The organism is Trichocoleus sp. AS-A1 (assembly GCF_039962015.1).
Taxonomy (GTDB): Bacteria; Cyanobacteriota; Cyanobacteriia; order Cyanobacteriales; family FACHB-T130; genus FACHB-T130.
Genome location: NZ_JAMPKG010000024.1, coordinates 31,110 through 49,259 on the forward strand (window position 1 = coordinate 31,110; position 18,150 = coordinate 49,259).

The following is an 18,150-nucleotide window of genomic DNA, read 5'->3' on the forward strand; positions in this document are numbered from 1 at the left end:
GAAAAGCCGTCACTTCTTCTCCTGTGCTACAACCAAGAATCTAAACTGGTTTTTTTAGACGCTTTACAGCTTGGTTTTTTACGAATGGCTAACTGCTCATTACCTTTCTACAATGGGCGGTTAGCCATTTGTCATTAGCGGTTTCCATTTGGGATGGATATCCAACCCAGATTTGCGATGATTAGCGCTTAATGTACTCATTTGGCACTTTTTCTGACCGAGAAGGGGAAGGTTCTAATTCTTCTTCTTCTTCTTCTATGTCGGCTTCAATGTCCTCATTGTTCGCGCTGGGAACCTGTACTGGCGTGTCTACCGCATTGATGAGCGCTCCCACCAGTGGTAGTTCTGCTTCGGTCAATTGATCGACTGCCTCTACCAAAATACTCTCCTGGGTGAAACCGGGTCGAGTCACCAGCACGATACCATCGGCGTAGGGTTCCAATAGGAGAGCATCGTTGCACCGGCTCAAGGCAGGGGTATCGAGAATCACCAAGTCAAAACGACCTCGCGCATCTTCGATCAGCCGCCTGAGTTCGCTGGATTCTAAAATGGCAGCAGCATTACGTACCGGGCCGGGACTAGGCACCACGTATAGGTTCTCAATATCTGGAACTAAACGGATACACTCACTTAACTGAGTGTAGTACCGTAGGGGTTCTAGACTAGCACCCGGATCGGGAGAGACTTTCAGGAATTTGGACTCAGAAGGCGATCGCAAATCAGTTTCTATCACTAGAGTGCGCTTGCCAGCACAAGCCGATGCGATTCCAAGGTTATAAGCATTGACTGTCTTACCCTCTTGGCTAATCGTGCTGGTCAATAACACAACTTTCAAGGGTTGATCGCTTGCTCGCCGCAGATTGCTGCGGAAGCGCTCGTAATACTCGTGATAAACAGAATCCTGCTGGAGCAGAACCGGCGTCTCGCCCAATTGCGGATCTTGGAGGACAACGAAAGGCACTTCACCCAGCACCAGAACATCCCGTTGTCGTAGTGCTGCCCGCACTTCCTCGACCGTGTAGAACGTGCCATCCAGCATCGCTAACAGGAAAATCAATCCGCCGCCAACTAATACTCCGACCAAAGCTCCCACGGCTACCGTTAACGGTAAGCTCTGGCTCTTCTGCTCGCTAGCAGCAATTTGTGGCGGTTGGGCAATGGTGAGACTGCTAACCGTCTCGGCTTCTGCTGCCTTGGCATCGACTAATGCCACCTGCATCTTATCGTACAGACCTTGTTTGAGCTGAACTTGCTGTTGTAGTCGGGCTTGATCCAGCTGTTTATTGGGGATTTTTACATATTCAGCACGGAGTTGCTGCTCGGTTTTGCGACTAGCCTGTAGTTGCTGTTGCAGCGTTTCGCGCTGGGTTTGTAAAGCTACCAGCGTGTTTGCCATACCTTGCCGCGTGGGGTCGAGGCTACTGTCTCTGCGAATTTGGCTGGGGGGCAAGGGTGCTGCTACACCGCCTCCACCCATTACCTCCGATGCTCGCGACGATAGCAGTTCATTGTAGGCTGTTAGCTGTTTTTTCAGCTGAATGATTTGAGGATGCTCCTGCCGCAAATCCCGGCTGAGAATTTGCAGCTGGGTTTCAGTTTGATGAATTTGCGATCGCAAGCTGTTAATAATTGGGTCAGCACTCAAGGCAGAAGACGTGTAAGCTTCAGCCGCCGTCAAACCCAACTTGTTTTGCAGACTGCGAATTTGGGTATCAATTCCCTCCAAAGTCATCTGAAGCTGACGTTGCTGCTCTTGGCTACCAGAAATTGCACCCAGTGTCCTCCCATCCTGAGCGGCAACCAGTGCGGGTCCCTCCTGGCGAATATACTGCTCTAGTCTCTGTTGCGCCTCTTTAAGTTGCATCTCAGCAGGAGATAACCGGGCACTGATGGAGTCAATAATCGCTCGTAGCCGGGAGCTGTTAATCAAACGGCTCTGTTCCACCATTCCCTGCATTAGCGCTTCCAAGGTTGCACTCGCTCGCTTCGGGTCGCTATCGCTGTAAGAAACTTGAATAACCTTCGGTTCGTCCTCCTCCGGCAGCTTTACTTTCACATTTTTAGCAATTTGTGTTGTGTCTGCTTTCACCCGCGTTGCTGCTGCTTTGACCACATTTTCTGCTAGCAGCGTATCCTCATTCAGCTCTTGACCCTGCTTTTGAATCGCTTGCGTCGTCGTTGAAAATGGTGCAATCGGCCCGTTATAAGCCAGCACCCCTGTGGCCTTGAAAACAGGAGCTGGTGATGGTTGTATACCAATGACGGCTGACGCACCGACAATGATAGTAAAACCAGCTAATCCAATCCATTTATGTTGATCCAGGGCGATCAGATAACGCTTAACAATGGGAGGAGTCATGGTCGTTTTTGGGCCTAGGGGCTAATGAGGAAATCAGGAGTAGAAACAAGTAGAAATCAAAAGTTCACGCTAAATATTTTTCTTATTTTGCTGCTTTGGCTCGATATTTTCTAACATTTATTTTCTTAGATATTTTTGGTTTCAGGTAGCATTTATTACCAGCTTCTCTAGTCGGAGTTATTGTTACTATCAGTCGTCGGACCAAACAGATCGGTAGCACTTTCTCTTAGCTGGTCAAAAAATAGCAGAAATCCCAAAATATCCCGGAAAGGTTGAGTAAAAGTACTCAAGGCATAAGTGATTTTACCAACCAAGTTACGGCCCACTACAATGACATCGTTATTCCTTAGGGGGACATTTTGAGCAATGTTTCCCAGTAGCGCTGCTTTCCCGTCTATTTTCTGAGTCACTGCTTTGCCGCGTTCGGGATCGAATCGAATCAGGGCAATATTTCGCAGGTTAGAATTATCTGGGCTAGGGCCAATCGCGCTTAAAGCATCAACAAATGTACTACCGTTGGGCAAGCTAATACTACCAATTCCCCCACCAGCGTAGCTCAAAACTCGGATGTTGATCTGCTGCTGAGACACAGTAGAACGAGAAACTAGCGAGCGATCGTAGTTTTGCTCCGTGGCAACTTCTAGCTTCGGGATGACTACTGCATCGCCATCTTGTAAGCGTAAATTGGGGAGTGACTGTCCATTTAGCAGCGGCGTAAACAAATCAACCCGTTGCTCAATTGTCGAGCCATCGATCCGGGCGCGACGCACCAAAACCGATCGCAGATCTCCGAGATTAGTGCTGCCACCAGCGACTAGCAATGCCGCAGAAAGTTGTGCGCCAGGAGACAGGGTGTAAAAACCAGGTCTAACGACTTCGCCGCTGATAGTAACTTGGGCTGGACGTTGACCTGCCAGCGTTACAGTGACAGCGGGATCGATGACAAAGCGGTTTAATCCCAAGCGAATTTTTTCCTGGGCTTCTTCCAGAGTCAGACCCAGTACAGATATTTTCCCTAACAGGGGTGCCACGATGTTTCCTTCCGCGTCAATGACGCTTTGAAAACTCAAGTCTGGAAAACGCTCAACCAACGCCGAAATCGTATCTCCCGTTCCCAGCAGGTAGCGATTATTAAACTGGGTCGGCTGTCCCTCAAACGGCTGAGGCGGTGGATAACCCAGTGGTGGCGGCGGACTGGTGGGATCGATAGGAGCTGCTGGAATCACCACCGGCGATTGTATGTTCTCGTTGGTGTTAGGGAGAGGAGGTGGAGGCGGGAGGGGAGGCGCAACCGAGTTGGGTAAGGTGGGTAAAGTTTGACTCATCCCTCTACCAGCAAAAGTCCCTGAGTGCAGCATCCAGAGTAGGACACTACTCGGCAACGTGTAGACAGTGGTGTGGAGAGTGAAGAGAAAGAAGGCGGCGAAGCGGTGGAACCGGCCTCCAGAAGTGCGAGACATAAGTATATTCACTAAGACCTTAGGGAACCGATCATCAAATTTATCAGTTATAACTCACTGTGCAACTTTCTTTGCATTCTCAACAAAGCGATCGCGTCTTGAAGTTCCTCCCCAGAAATTCATCCCGTGATGTTTTAGACTGGCACGATTGCAAATCCTAAAACCCTTATGGAGCTTTAGGTTCCCTTCCAACATCCTTGGATCAAGATGCGATAAACTTCTACCCGTTAGAAAACCGTTTGGCTTCTAAACTCCACCGGGTTGCATCAAGGGTGACAATTCTCAAAAAGTTGCACATCTCGAAAAGTTGCACAGATTGCACAGAGTGTAGTTATCAGTAAATTCATTCTTCGAATCCAAGCGAGTCAAGCAAATTTCTCCTCCCACTCTCAACTCATAACTCTTTCATCAAAGCAGCTTGAACCGTTTGACCAAGCGATTTAGCCAGCGGTAGAGCTGTTTCAACCTCAGCCAAAGGCTCCATCGGTATCAAGATGCTAACAGCAACCCAAGGCAAGCGGCGACGGTGCAATTGAGCCATTTGATCCGCCCAGAACCAACCACTAGGAGACGGATTGCCTCCTCCAGGCCAAGCGTACCACTGAAGCACGGCGAAGGTCTGCTGCCGAGTCCAACCGCGAAAGAAACGAGCTTTAACATCGGAAGATGTCGGACGTGTAGCAGAAGTTCCAGATTCTGTAGTGTTTTGGGTTCCCGTTTGTGCTTGAGTTTCAACGTTAAACTGCAACCGCTGCTCTTGATCGGTCTGCCACTCTTTAAACCCATTAATATCCATCCACTCAACCTCTGGTTGAGCCTTGCGATCTTCTTGAGGCAAAAGCAGCAAAGTTACCTGGGTTTTTTCATCCTGCTGGAGTTCCTGAATCGACCATTTATGACCGCCAATCGTTACGGTATCCTGTTGTTGAGTCTGCCAGCCGGGAAGCGCTAGACCAGCCTGCCGTATATTTTTGAGTTGTTGGAGGTTGGTCACTCGTGGGGGATTTGCCCAAGACCAGCGTCCTGTCAAGTAACTAGGAACTGCGCCAATTGCCATCAGTCCGACAAGAAAACTCAGTAAGACGACTTTAGAAAATTGAAAGCGCTGCAATTTCTTGGGCAGTTTCATGCTTCATCCTTCTGAGGCTCATCTGAAATATATCGATCGATCGCATTGAGTAGAAGCACAATTAACCCCAACATACAGGCAGAATAAACATCACCGCCCCAGCCTTCGTGCAGCCAATCAAAAGTTTTTTCTTGGCCAGTACCATGAAAGAAAGTTAGCAGCGTATTGCGGACGATATTACCAGTAACGCTAATGACTACTGCACCGACGACTAACAAAATCGTCTTCGTGCGAGATGCCCAAGCACCCGTCCAGTAAAGCAACATCAAGGTTACATAAAGACTGGTGAATAACATCTTAAGTCCAGCGCAGAAAGGCGCAACTTCTACAATTCGTCCGCCTACGAATAAGTAAATCTGGTTGACAGTAACATTCATCCCGAACTGAGTCAGGATGAAACCAGCTGTTGCAGCAATGAATCGCTGGAGGGGCAAGGTATAGGGAGCTAGTAAGTAAGGAATTTGGGTCGGCGTTGCCAAAAATACGAGTAACAAGGGAAAGCCTTGAAGTTTGAAGCCAGGAACTCCTTTCAGCCACAGACAAAGTCCAGCTAATACAGCAGGAAAGGATAAATTTATCAGGTCAGTAATGCCGCTGAGATAAAATACCCCGCCCAAGGCTAGCAAGGCTGCGCCTAGTGGATGACTTGTATCTGGTAACTGACGCCATTGTTGTCGATTTGACCAGGTTATATAGGCGGCAAAAGGCAGCCCAATTAAACCGTGGCTGTAATATTCATGTTCAATACTGATATTTTTGTTCAACCAGCCATCGTACCAGTGCCATAACAGTGGAGCGTACAGAATCACCAGCAGAGCAACAATGGTTCCTTCCAGCAAGTAACGCTCAATGGCAATCGGAATCTTTCGCTCAAAATGCATAGTTTGACCTTAATTTTCTAAGCTTTCTTAATGCTAAGCGCAAAGTTAGAATCATTATTCTTAGCGTTTTTTACGTTGAAAATTTATCAGGTTCTCACACACAAGGTTTGCAAAGTATCAATGACCTGATGGACTTGGGTATCGCTTAAGCCTGGATACATCGGTAAGGATAAAATTTCCAGTGCGAGAGCTTCGGCTTGGGGGAAGTCTCCGGCTTGATAGCCGAGATTCTCGAAGGCGGGTTGAAGATGACAGGGAATGGGGTAGTGGATGCCGGTTTGAATACCAACAGCCGCTAGTTTGTCTTGAATCGTCTGCCGGTCGAGGGGACAAGCTTCAGTGACACGAACAACATAAAGGTGATAAATGTGACCGTTGCCACTTTGGTTTTGGATGGGGAAAATTCCTGAGTTTGCTAGCGGCTTCCATAAGGCGTCGTACTGCTGGGCTGCTTGGTTACGTGAGTGGTTCCAGTCGGCAAGATGAGGGAGTTTGATGTTGAGGACAGCAGCTTGCAGGGTATCAAGTCGGCTATTGGTACCGGGTTCGGTGTGATAATACTTACGGGAACACCCGTAATTGCGGAGCGATCGCATTTTCTTCGCTACTGCTTCATCATTGGTGATGACCATGCCTCCATCTCCTATTGCCCCCAAATTTTTACTGGGATAGAAGCTAAAAGCTGCTGCTTTGCCAATCGAACCGGCACGATAACCTTCTCGCTGTGCTAGGTGAGCCTGAGCCGCGTCTTCAAATACAATCAGGTTGTGGGTACTGGCAAAGTCCAAAAGTTGACGGGGCGAAACCATTTGCCCGTACAGATGCACTGGAACGATCGCTTTGGTTTTGGCTGTGACTGCTTTTTCGGCGGCTGTAAAGTCAATTAGCGCAGTTTGAGGATCGCAATCGACTAAAATCGGTGTGGCACCAGCGTGGACAACGCCGATCAGAGTGGCAATGAAGGTATTGGTGGGTAAAATGACCTCATCCCCGGCACCAATACCACAGGCTTCTAATCCGAGCGCTAGCGCATCTGTTCCCGAAGCGACTCCAATGCCATAAGCTACACCACAGGCACTGGCAAACGCCGCCTCAAAGTCAGCTACAGGCTGACCTAATATAAAATCTCCTCGTTGAATCGTACCCCGCACTGCCTCCTCGATCTGTGTTTGAAGAGGCTGGTGTTGGAGTTGAAGATCCACAAAGGGAATTGCTGTCGTAATATTGTTCATACGGTATGAGAATTAAAGTTACCGATAGTTCCTAGGGTTTTTGAATCGCCAACGAGAATGCCTTTTGAGGTATCAACAGCACTGATTGGAAGAAAAGCTTAGGCTTTTAGAGCGATCGCTTCCATAAAGTTCTCACTGTTGAGCCAGCTAAAGACCAGTTTAAGCGAGACGAATACTCCCTGTATGAAGAGAAAGTAAAGCTTTTATATTGAGAATATTTACAATATAAACGGCAAATTCTCTACACAGAATTTAATCAATTTTTATGTTATAAGTACGTAGTCGGGTTTTCCAAATATAAAAAGGGCTAATCAGGCTATTAGTAAAAAGCTCCATTTGGCAAGCAGCTACAATATCATCTTTCAAGGAAAATTTATACTTGATGAGATGAAATAATATTTTACGTAAATCGTTAACCATATACATAAAAAAAACGGCGGGTCGCTGCCAAGGTTTGAAACTTAGCATCCGAGTCCGATGGCGGCTCAAACCAATGCCGCGACATAATTTGATTAAATAGTCTTTCTCTAAGCGCCAGTGGGGAATTCGATGGTAAATACACATTTCAGGGTTGTACCAAATTTCCCATCCAGCTTGTTGAATATGTAATAGCGCTTCTAAATCTTCTCCTGCCAGCATATTGTCGCCAATTCGCCCGTGAAGAATAAAATTTTTCGGCACGCTTTCCAGCCAGACTTGGCGACGCACAACTAATCCAGCTCCAGGTGGTAGAACCTTTTTGTGGGGTTCGTAGCATAGAGCATTTGTTCCCCTGTCTGCAATAGCGAGCAGACAAGCGATTTCTTCAAAATTTTTGGGAGGAGTCCCTTGCAAGTCACCATAAATGCGGCTCCCATAACCGCCAACTTTCGGATGATTTTGCCCAAATGTGTATGCTGCTGCAACCCACGTAGATGTTGGTAAATTATCGTCATCAAGAAATCCAATCAACTTACCTCTGGCTTCTTGGACTGCACGTTGACGGGAAAAGGCAAGTCCTTGTTGGGGTTCAAAACAATATCTTAAAGGATAAGCGAAAGGCCAGTTTGCTTGGTATTCTCGAACAACTTTGGCGGTGTTGTCTGAGCTGTTATTATCAACAACTAAAACTTCCCAGACAAATTGCTCGGTATGAATTTGCGATCGCAGTCGCTCTAAGACATCAGGTAAACGGTCTTCCCCGTTATAAGTCGGAATGGCTACAGTAAAATCAACAGACATCGGTTTCAGAGCAGTTTTTTCAGATACGCGATCGTAATTAAGCATATGTTACATTCCTAAGCTTAATGATGCTCTTCTATACTCTTAGTATGCCCAGAAGTACTGGTTGAAATCGCAACCCCACGAACATAATTAGGACTGCGCGAATTGCCAACATTATCGAGAAGCTCTGCCCTTTGCAAACAAGATCGAAGATGCAGATGCAAATTTAATTTTTCTGGTTTCAGCACTGCCTAATCTGGAAGATCGTCGTCAGCCGCTGATGACGCGGGGAGATGACTCGGCTGTGGGTAGATGCCGGAGAAAAATCGACATTTGACGATTCAAAGCCAGATTGACGCTCCACGAGCCGCCAGGGACGCTAGGTTTTCTCGTGGCACCCTGAACGTTGGGGTTATGAGATGGGCACGACAAAGTAAGAGTCGCCTCTTATAAAGTTTAACTGCATTGACGGCAGTGAAGTTTCAGACAGCGATCGCCAACATTGTACGGATATCGCCAGTACCATTCACCACAATCAAAAGGTAGAAATTTAGGGTAAGGTTTATTTTCCTTGAGAGCATGATTTCTGGATGAGGGGATTAGCTGGGATGACAAAAAATTGCGCTTGCTAAATTTTCCAGAAATCCTTGGTATGCCTTATCTAGCGCCCTTCCGGAATATGCGGAACTAATGAGGTGGTGCCGCTCGTACCGAGAATTGGCATCTGTGTAGCAATGTTCTAGCAGTGAATCCCATTCGGGTTGGATGCGATCGCTTACCAAAAATCAGCTTTCACCATACCTCATTCAAATCCAACTCAAATCCAGGTAGCACATCCTCGCCAGATAGAGTTAAAGGAAACTCCAACACCTCTACATCTTGCCCTAAACGGTAAATTTCTATCTGCTTCGTCTTGGGATCAATCAGCCATCCTAAGCCAACGCCGTTGGTGATGGCTTAGGATGGCTGCACGGGTGATGCCTGAGTCGGTGAACTCAATTATGAAGATTGCTCAACTTGGCTTTCAGATGGCTGATTGGTGTATGGATGCGATCGCTCTTCACCCTGTTTTTCCAGTCAAAGTGCGATCGCTGTTGAATTTTTGAACCGCGTTGGCGAAGCCTGCGCGAAGCGCTTAGACGCGAAGGACGCAAAGTAAGAAAAGAGAGGCGCTTAAGCGTTTTTAATGACCGAGTAATTTGTCTCGTAGATGCTTAATGCGATCGCGGTATTTTGCAGCCTCTTCAAACTGCAAATTCTTTGCTGCTTCCTTCATTTGCGCTTCCAGTTGGGTAATCAACTCTGGAATATTCTCTAAAGGCAAATCGTCCGCCTGTTCGTAAATTTCTTCCAACTGTTGAGAATTCAGCCGCCGCGAAACATCTAGGTAAGCCAAAATTGAGTTATTGACTTTTTTGATAATCGGCTGGGGTGTAATGTTGTGCATTTTGTTATATGCCATCTGAATACCCCGCCGCCGGTCGGTTTCGTCAATCGCTTTGATCATGCTATCGGTGAGATTATCAGCATAGAGGATCGCTTGTCCCCGGATGTGACGAGCGGCGCGGCCAATGGTTTGAATGAGCGATCGCTCTGCGCGTAAGAAACCCTCTTTATCTGCATCTAAAATCGCCACCAGAGAAACTTCCGGCAAATCCAACCCTTCTCGCAGCAAGTTAACCCCAATTAGCACATCGAAATTGCCCTCGCGCAACTCTTGCAAGATTTCAATTCGCTCAATCGAGTTAATCTCTGAGTGCAGATAGCGGACTCGAATTCCTCGTTCTTGTAAATATTCTGTCAAATCCTCCGCCATGCGCTTAGTTAAGGTAGTAACTAGCACCCGTTCTCGCTTGTCAATCCTGTCTTTAATCTCACCTAACAAGTCGTCAATTTGTCCTTCCGTGGGACGTACAAAAATTTCTGGATCGAGTACGCCAGTCGGACGGATCACCTGTTGTACAATTCGCTCCTCTGACTGTTCTATCTCCCAGTTACCGGGAGTTGCAGAAACAAAAATACACTGATTCACCTTCTCCCAGAACTCCTCTGACTTCAGAGGACGGTTATCAGCAGCACTGGGGAGGCGAAAACCATGCTCGATCAGCACTTTTTTTCGTGCTTGGTCGCCATTGTACATCCCCCGAATTTGCGGGACGCTAACGTGAGATTCATCCACCACCAATAGCCAATCTTTAGGAAAATAATCAATCAGGGACTCTGGAGGTTCTCCCGCACGCCGTCCTGCTAGATGTCGGGAGTAGTTCTCAACGCCGTTGCAATATCCGACTTCCCGCAACATTTCCAAATCGTAGCGAGTGCGCTGATCGAGTCGTTGCGCCTCTAGTAATTTCCCGGCTTTTTCTAATTCTTCGAGCCGATCTTTGAGTTCCTGTTCAATGTCGTTGCAAGCTGCTTCTAGCCTATCTTCTGGGGTGACAAAGTGACGCGCTGGGTACACATTTACGGCGTCCATACTCTGAAGAATTTCGCCGGTTACGGGGTCAACGTAACGAATAGCGTCAATTTCATCTCCAAAAAATTCTACGCGAATAATCCGATCTTCATAAGCAGGGCCAATTTCCAGCACATCGCCCCGAACTCGGAACTTTCCCCGCCCCATTTCTACATCGTTGCGGCTATACTGCACGGAAGCTAAATCTCGTAGCAACTCGCGTTGATTCACTTCTCGCCCCATCTTTAAGGGAATCGCGGCTTTGAGATATTCCGAGGGAATTCCCAAACCATAAATACAGCTAATGGAAGCCACGACAATGACATCGCGCCGCTCAAAAAGCGATCGCGTGGCGGAGTGTCGCAACATATCAATTTCGTCGTTAATTGCAGCACTTTTCTCGATATATGTGTCGGTGACGGGAATATACGCTTCTGGCTGATAGTAGTCGTAGTAACTGACGAAATACTCCACCGCATTTGGGGGAAAGAACTCCCGCAATTCGTTACACAATTGAGCAGCGAGCGTTTTGTTGTGCGCCAATACCAGCGTGGGTCTGCCGACATTCTCAATAACGGCTGCTACTGAGAATGTCTTGCCCGTTCCCGTCGCTCCCAGTAGGGTTTGAAAGCGATCGCCTTTTTTTACGCCTTTCGTGAGTTGCGCGATCGCATTCGGCTGATCGCCCGTCGGTTGAAAGGGAGCTTGCAGACAAAATTGCGTCATACAGTTTTAAGAAGCTTTAAGAAAATTGTTTTTCGTGCCTGGAGCTTGGTCGGCAGATTACCACATCTCTCTTCTCTCTCATCCTAGCCATTTGCCCTCTTCTATGCCTTGCTCATCTAAGCGATCGCCAGAAATAAATCCTAACTTGTCACTGCCATGCACGTTCATCGCCAACAGCATAATTATTTTAATAAATATTGACAATTCTTATTTTTTGTATTCAAGCGGTAAAGCGATCGCTGATTCGTTTATCGGCTTCAACATTGCTTGCAAATGAGATTGTGTCATCCAAGTTTTTAGCGATCGCATTTTAGTTGCACTTGGGACTAAATTACTTCTCCCCATTTACTTGATTAGCACTCCCTCTGCAACTTTGGGAAGCCGCTTGTTTCTAGCGCAGGGGCGCTTTTACTGCAAAGGTTCGAGAGAGCTGTTGAAGGGAACTTATGAATGGGATAATAATCCCACGTTTTTAGCCGTGACAAGATTTCCTATTGTAAAAATTAAGAAGTTTTTTAAATTATCATCTACCTTTAGCCGTAGGAAATGCTCATTCTTTGAGCATAGGTAAAGAGTAATAATAGCGATCCCCATTTTTTCTGTCTGGGGGCAGAAGGCTATGTAAACAAAACTAGATACATTGAATACATAGAAGCAAAAGAAGACTGCGGCAATAAAGCAAATTTAACGCATCTTCTAAAATAAAAACTGTTTGAAAGATTAGGAGAAAAAAATGAGCGTTGAAGATAGAGCTAAAGCAACCGGCAAAAATATCGAAGGCAAAGCCCAAGAAGCGCTCGGCAATATAACTGGCGATCCAGAAGATAAAGCTGAAGGAAAAGCCAAGCAAGCTGAAGCCCAAGTAAGTCACACCAAAGAAGATGTGAAAGATAAGGCAAAAGATTTGGTTGATAACGCCTAATACTTGACTTTGGAGGTCTAGCTACTGAAAAGATTCATCTAGACCTTCTCCCTTATTTAATGCAGCCAATACCACAGACAGGCAACACCCTGATTCTGTCTTGTAAAGACAAGTTTAATAGGAGACTGAGGTGAATTTTCTTCAGCAATTTCGGAAAATTTTTACGGCTTTAGTCTTGGTTCTGTTCCTCTCTACAGCTACAGCTTGTAGTGGAGCCAGCCAAGCAACTCAACCGAAAGCTCTACCGGGTGCGAGTAGCGGTGCTAACAGCATTGTCGCATATCAACAGTTGGAACGGGGTAGCACTGCCGCCGGTCAAGAATTTGGTAACTGGGTAGTCCAGACAGCGAAAGGATTAGTCAAGGATGCCTACGTCCGTGATAACAACAAATTGGGAGTTGTCATTACGCCGCAAGTCCGTCCTAATGAAGTCAAAAGTTTAGCAAGCTCTTTAGCCCAAGGATTTCACAAGAATTTCCCCAACCAAGATTTAACCATTTTGATGTACGCGCCAGATAAAAAACTGATTTTGACAGCCAAATATGATGAGCAGTCAAAACAAATTCAATATCAGGGCGCTTAGTTTAACTAAGAGGAAATCGGTGAAAGCTGGGGCAGCTCATCTAGCTTTAACTACTTTAGAAGGTGTATTTGTAGAGATAGGGTGAATCCCGTCTCTACCCAGAATTTACGATCTTTTCTTTCAGCTTTTGAATCAGGAGATAAGAAAATGACCAGCAGCGAACAATATAAGCGTCAAATCATGAATGATTTGGCTGGTGGTGACTCCGAAATGATGCAGGACGCTCCAAGCGATCCTAGCAGCGATTATCAAAATTTTGATGACTTTGCTCAACGTTCTTCTAGAGACGAACGCCGTCAACTGTTTGGGAAGTCTCTACATCCAGACAGTATTCCCGTCAGCCAGATGGAGCCAGAACTCCAAAAAGCGATCGCGCAAATTCAACCCAGCGAACGGGATGATGTGGCGCGGGAGTTCTTCAAGCGGTTAAAGGAAAGAGGACTCAATGACCGCCAGTTGGAGCAACAATTAAGTCTCTCCACGCATCACCCCAGCCGCATGAGTGCAGATGATGTCAGCAAACTGGCTACCTTTACCTATCACACTCATCCTGACATCTTCCAAGATGTATTAGCTGACAAACCAGCTATCATGAAGTTTCTGAGCAATCCAGTGGTTGCCGCTGTATTTGGCATCATGGCAGCTAAGTGGCTCGGCGGTCGCAGGCACTAAAACCCGTTACTGTTAGACAGTAAGAGGTACTTGAAAAAAAGCGCTCCAAGTTGATTGGAGCGCTTTTTTCAGTTTGAAAACTTAGCACTTTAAGCAATTCAAGGTTTTGACTAGATGTTAGCTGGACGGTCAATTCTTAGACTTTTACATTCATATAAAATTTTTCCCGCCACTCAGCATTAAAGGGAAAGTTACGCCTAAATCCTGTGCGCTCCTATTAGGCAGGAAAGGTTGCACCACTTTCAACAATGGCAATAAATTCTGCCTTTGTTGCACCGCGCTCAATTAATGTTGCCTAAGCGTGGGGATGTAGCTTAACGCTCACTTTTGTTAATTCCTTGAGATTCTATAAATTAAATTGTCCTTTTTAAGAAGATAACCGCCAAATTTTGATAGTGTTGTCCCCACTGCCACTAGCAAGTAGCTGCCCATCCGGGCTAAAGGCGACGGAACTAACCCCGTTGGAATGACCTGTGAGAGTAGAGATTTGTTTGCCCGTACCCGGTTGCCAAATTTTGATAGTTTTGTCCCAACTGCCACTAGCGAGAATCTGCCCATCCGGGCTAAAGGCGACGGAACTAACCCCGTTGGAATGACTAGTGAGGGTGCAAATTTCTTTGCCCGTACTAGGTTGCCACAGTTTGATAGTGTTGTCCTCACTGCCACTAGCGAGAATCTGCCCATCCGGGCTAAAGGCGACGGAATTAACACCCTTGGAATGAGCTGTAAGAGTGCGAATTTCTTCCCCTGTACCCGGTTGCCAAATTTTGATAGTGTTGTCCCAATTGCCACTAGCGAGAATCTGCCCATCCGGGCTAAAGGCGACGGAACTAACCCCGATGGAATGACTAGTAAGGGTGCAAATTTCTTTGCCCGTACTAAGTTGCTACAGTTTGATAGTGTTGTCCCCACTGCCACTAGCGAGAATCTGCCCATCCGGGCTAAAGGCGACGGAACTAACCGCGTTGGAATGACCTGTGAGAGTACAGATTTGTTCGCCCGTACCCGGTTGCCAAATTTTGATAGTGTTGTCCCAACTGCCACTAGCAAGTATCTGCCCATCCGGGCTAAAGGCGATGGGATGAACCCGCCTGGAATGAGCTGTGAGAGTGCGGATTTCTTCCCCTGTACCTGGATGCCACAGTTTGATAGTGTGATTGTCGTAGTCCCAACTAGTACTAGCGAGTATCTGTCCGTCCGGGCTAAAGGCGACGAAATTAACAGAATTGGAATGACTGAGCATTTGTACGCATTGCCAAGTTTTAGGCGGCTCCAGCCATTTGTCTAACTTGGCAATTAGTTCATCAAGTTTGTTATTGACTTCCGTTACTGTGGTACGCAGATCGCCGACCTCGCGGATGATATTTTTTTCCATATTATCCAGCCGACTCTCAAGCCTATCAGCCCAATTACCCATTTCGTCACGGGCTGCACCTAGAATGTTGATTTCCATCTTACCCAACCGACTCTCAAGCGCATCAGCCACATGAGCCATTTTGGTGTGGAACTCGCTGATGTCGGCACTGTCCCTCTGTAACGAAACTACAAAGCTTTGGGGATTAGTAATCTGTTGTGTAAGGTTCTCGACCGCAGCCTTGAAATCCGGTAATTCGTCTTCACTGCGTGGCATTAGCTTCACCTAAAATTACGATGAGCAGGGATTGATTGTCATCACCTCTGTCTTAACTTACAAGATACCTTTTGGCATACAGGGAGAGAATGCGATCGCCTTGTGCATCTAACAACAAAAAAGCCTGCGATCGCAGGCTTTTTTCATTTAGTAGAGATGCGATTCATCGCGTCTCTACAGGCAAATTATTAAATTCTTTCTACACAGTCGCTAATTCTGGTGAAGGACGCTTACTATTGCGAATCCCTTCAATTGCCTGTGCATAATCCTTCGCCTTAAACACAGCAGAACCAGCAACAATTGCATTCGCTCCTGCTTCCAAAACCTGCCAGGTATTATCTACTTTTAGTCCGCCATCCACTTCAATCCAAGGGTCAAGACCGCGTTCATCGCACATTTGACGCAACTTCCGGATTTTCGGCACCATCTCTGGGATAAAACTTTGACCGCCGAAACCGGGGTTAACGCTCATAATTAATACCAGATCGCAAATCTCCAGCACATACTCAATCAAATCCAAAGGAGTAGAAGGATTGAGAACAACACCCGCCTTTTTACCCAGTTCCTTGATTTGTCCTAGAGTCCGGTGCAGATGCGGTGAAGCATTGTGTTCCGCATGAACGTAGATATGATCTGCCCCCGCCTTCGCAAAATCTGCCACATACTTTTCTGGTTCCACAATCATCAAGTGGACATCCAGCGGCTTTTGGGTAACAGGACGAATCGCTTCTACAATCAGCGGACCAATTGTAATATTCGGAACAAAGCGACCATCCATCACATCAACGTGAATCCAATCTGCACCGGCGGCATCCACCGCCTGAATTTCCTCTCCCAATCGACTGAAGTCAGCTGATAGGATTGATGGAGCGATAACAATCGGCTTCTGGGATGGCGTTTGGGTCATGGTTATTTATACTCTCTTGCGTCCTCGTCTGGTATTCAGTTTAACAAAAGACGTGGCAAGCCTTAAAAAAGTATGAAGTATGAACGATGAAGTGTGAATTTAACCTTCAATCTCTAACCTTCAACCTTGAAACTAAGATTTTCAACCTTCAACCTTCAACCTTCAAAACTTCAGTGGAGAAGCTTGCGTGGCTCACCAGCAGATTTTTAAAAAACTAACATGGCTTGTTTGGGGGCTGGGAATTACCGCGTTAACCGCTCCTTCCTCTCTGGCTAACGAAACCTCATCACTGGGAGAAGCGGGCATTGATGCCCAAAGGCTACACGCTGCTCCTTATAACTTATTGGGTCGTAAGATTGCTATCGGTCAAGTGGAGATTGGAAGACCGGGACAATTTGGTTTGGATAAAGCGGTTTCCCGAAATCGAGCCTTCTCCTTGATCCGAGTCTTTTATCGAGATGCCCCAGCCAAAGCTGATAGTAATGTTGATGGGCACGCAGCAATGGTAGCAAGCGTGATGATTAGCTCGGATAAAGGTTTCCCCGGAGTGGCACCGCAGGCACGACTTTATGCTTCAGCGGTTGGCGCACCGCAAAAAACAGGTCAACCGGAAGAGTGCTTATCCACGCAGTATGTGGCAATGCAAAATGGGGGCGATGTTCGGGCAATTAACTTTAGTTTTGGAGAGTCTCTGGAGCGAGATTCTCGACCGAACCCGATTCTGGATGGCAACGCTCTGTTAACCCAGTGTATTGACTGGTCTGCTCGCGTCCACGACTCGCTTTATGTAGTAGCGGGGAATCAAGGGACTGGCGGGATTCCGATTCCCACCGATAACTATAATGGCGTCAATGTTGCTTATACAACGCGCCGCGAGGGAATTTTTACGAAAGTAGATTTTGCCAACTTGAGCGCTGCGCCTATCGGCATTGCGAAGCGTCTGCTTGACCGGGAAATTAATGTTGGCCCCCGTCGCTCGATTAGTTTAGTAGCACCCGGTAGCCAGATCGAGGTATTAGATATTAAGGGTAAGGAAAGTCGGGTTACGGGAACGAGTTTTGCGGCTCCCCATGTCACCGCATCTGTCGCGTTATTACAAGAATATAGCGATCGCCAGCTGCGAACACAACAGCCCAACTGGACTCCAGACGCCCGTCGTCATGAAGTTATGAAAGCTGTGCTGCTGAACTCCGCAGAAAAAATCAAAGACACTGGTGATGGACTGCGCCAAGCGATGAGTCGCACAATTTTGACCAAAGATAACCGCGACTGGTTAGCCTCCGATGCTTACAAAGACCGAAAAATCCCATTAGACTTCCAAATGGGTACCGGACAGATGAATACTTTTCGGGCTTACCAGCAATTTAGTCCCGGTCAGTGGAATTCTGAAAAGCCGGTGCCGTTGGTCGGTTGGGATTACCGCACAGTGAAGGAGTCTGCATTTCAGGATTATGTCTTGAACCAACCATTGCAGCAAGGGAGTTTTGCCTCGATTACGCTCGCCTGGGATAGGCGCGTGGAGTTACAAGATCAAAATAACAACAAGCAGTTTGATGTCGGGGAAAGTTTTAGCGATCGCGGCTTAAACAATCTCGATATCTACCTGATGCGAGCTGAAGATAATGATATCAGCAAGAGTATCTGGTCTTCGGAAAGCGATGTTGATAGTGTAGAACACATTTTTCAGGAAATTCCTGCCACGGGTCGCTACAAAATTCGCGTTCAATATCGTCAGAAATTCAATGAAAATACTCAAGCTTATGCCTTAGCTTGGTGGACGGTACCGGCGAAAGAGCTACTCAAAGGGAAAAATTAAACATAGAATCGCGATTTGAGATTGAAGAATATAGAGGTGCGTTTAACAAAAGAGCGCGCCTTCTATAGACACGCTCCTTAAACCTTCTTCAATCCGGTTCATACCATTTCACTTTATGTCTGCCACAAATACGTCTATTACCCCCCTTTTGAAGGGGAGTTGGGGCGATCGCAAA

General features: G+C 46.8%; 14 protein-coding genes and 2 pseudogenes. 5 read left to right on the forward strand and 11 right to left on the reverse strand.

Annotated elements, in window-relative coordinates; genetic code table 11:
• Positions 1–181 precede the first annotated feature (181 nt).
• From NC994_RS18160 to NC994_RS18195, 8 genes and pseudogenes are all read right to left on the reverse strand, one after another.
• A complete protein-coding gene (locus NC994_RS18160; RefSeq protein WP_190435865.1) occupies positions 182–2,359 on the reverse strand; it encodes a tyrosine-protein kinase domain-containing protein in 2,178 nt (725 codons plus the stop codon).
• Between the two features lie 167 nt (positions 2,360–2,526).
• Entirely contained in the window at positions 2,527–3,819 is a 1,293-nt protein-coding gene (locus tag NC994_RS18165; protein WP_199299626.1) for a polysaccharide biosynthesis/export family protein, read from the reverse strand.
• 394 nt (positions 3,820–4,213) lie between these two features.
• Positions 4,214–4,948 (reverse strand): cyanoexosortase B system-associated protein, encoded by a 735-nt coding sequence (locus NC994_RS18170; RefSeq protein ID WP_190435867.1) that lies wholly within the window; start codon positions 4,946–4,948, stop codon positions 4,214–4,216.
• The gene (crtB, locus tag NC994_RS18175; RefSeq protein ID WP_190414275.1) at positions 4,945–5,829 is read right to left on the reverse strand and encodes a cyanoexosortase B; all 885 of its coding nucleotides are present in this window, start codon (positions 5,827–5,829) and stop codon (positions 4,945–4,947) included. The genes NC994_RS18170 and crtB overlap by 4 nt, the downstream gene beginning before the upstream one ends.
• A gap of 86 nt (positions 5,830–5,915) precedes the next feature.
• Positions 5,916–7,061 (reverse strand): DegT/DnrJ/EryC1/StrS family aminotransferase, encoded by a 1,146-nt coding sequence (locus NC994_RS18180; RefSeq protein ID WP_190435870.1) that lies wholly within the window; start codon positions 7,059–7,061, stop codon positions 5,916–5,918.
• A gap of 252 nt (positions 7,062–7,313) precedes the next feature.
• The gene (hpsE, locus tag NC994_RS18185) at positions 7,314–8,282 is read right to left on the reverse strand and encodes a hormogonium polysaccharide biosynthesis glycosyltransferase HpsE (protein WP_190435872.1); all 969 of its coding nucleotides are present in this window, start codon (positions 8,280–8,282) and stop codon (positions 7,314–7,316) included.
• A gap of 252 nt (positions 8,283–8,534) precedes the next feature.
• Positions 8,535–8,696: a hypothetical protein gene (locus tag NC994_RS18190; protein ID WP_190428899.1), complete on the reverse strand. Its 162-nt coding sequence runs from the start codon at positions 8,694–8,696 to the stop codon at positions 8,535–8,537.
• 360 nt (positions 8,697–9,056) lie between these two features.
• Positions 9,057–9,218: pseudogene (locus tag NC994_RS18195) on the reverse strand (Uma2 family endonuclease); the annotation flags it as partial.
• Positions 9,219–9,226: 8 nt separating this feature from the next.
• Between NC994_RS18195 and NC994_RS18200 the strand changes: the two are divergent.
• Positions 9,227–9,370, forward strand: coding sequence for a hypothetical protein (locus NC994_RS18200; RefSeq protein ID WP_190435874.1), 144 nt, complete (start codon positions 9,227–9,229; stop codon positions 9,368–9,370).
• Positions 9,371–9,447: 77 nt separating this feature from the next.
• Here the strand turns inward: NC994_RS18200 and uvrB are convergent, their stop codons facing one another.
• Positions 9,448–11,445: an excinuclease ABC subunit UvrB gene (gene uvrB, locus NC994_RS18205; RefSeq protein WP_190435877.1), complete on the reverse strand. Its 1,998-nt coding sequence runs from the start codon at positions 11,443–11,445 to the stop codon at positions 9,448–9,450.
• A gap of 733 nt (positions 11,446–12,178) precedes the next feature.
• Between uvrB and NC994_RS18210 the strand changes: the two genes are divergently transcribed.
• The 3 genes from NC994_RS18210 (at position 12,179) to NC994_RS18220 (ending at position 13,622) form a co-directional block, all read left to right on the forward strand.
• Positions 12,179–12,367, forward strand: coding sequence for a CsbD family protein (locus NC994_RS18210; RefSeq protein ID WP_190414269.1), 189 nt, complete (start codon positions 12,179–12,181; stop codon positions 12,365–12,367).
• A gap of 130 nt (positions 12,368–12,497) precedes the next feature.
• Positions 12,498–12,950: a hypothetical protein gene (locus tag NC994_RS18215; protein ID WP_190414267.1), complete on the forward strand. Its 453-nt coding sequence runs from the start codon at positions 12,498–12,500 to the stop codon at positions 12,948–12,950.
• A gap of 147 nt (positions 12,951–13,097) precedes the next feature.
• Positions 13,098–13,622, forward strand: a complete 525-nt coding sequence (locus tag NC994_RS18220; RefSeq protein ID WP_190414265.1) for a hypothetical protein — start codon at positions 13,098–13,100, stop codon at positions 13,620–13,622.
• Between the two features lie 367 nt (positions 13,623–13,989).
• Here the strand turns inward: NC994_RS18220 and NC994_RS18225 are convergent.
• Positions 13,990–14,880, reverse strand: a pseudogene (locus NC994_RS18225) (WD40 repeat domain-containing protein); the annotation flags it as partial.
• 571 nt (positions 14,881–15,451) lie between these two features.
• Positions 15,452–16,159 carry a ribulose-phosphate 3-epimerase gene (rpe, locus tag NC994_RS18230; protein WP_190414261.1) on the reverse strand — a complete coding sequence of 236 codons (708 nt, stop codon included), beginning with the start codon at positions 16,157–16,159 and terminating at the stop codon, positions 15,452–15,454.
• Positions 16,160–16,361: 202 nt separating this feature from the next.
• Between rpe and NC994_RS18235 the strand changes: the two genes are divergently transcribed.
• The gene (locus tag NC994_RS18235; RefSeq protein ID WP_190435979.1) at positions 16,362–17,975 is read left to right on the forward strand and encodes a S8 family serine peptidase; all 1,614 of its coding nucleotides are present in this window, start codon (positions 16,362–16,364) and stop codon (positions 17,973–17,975) included.
• Positions 17,976–18,150 lie beyond the last annotated feature (175 nt).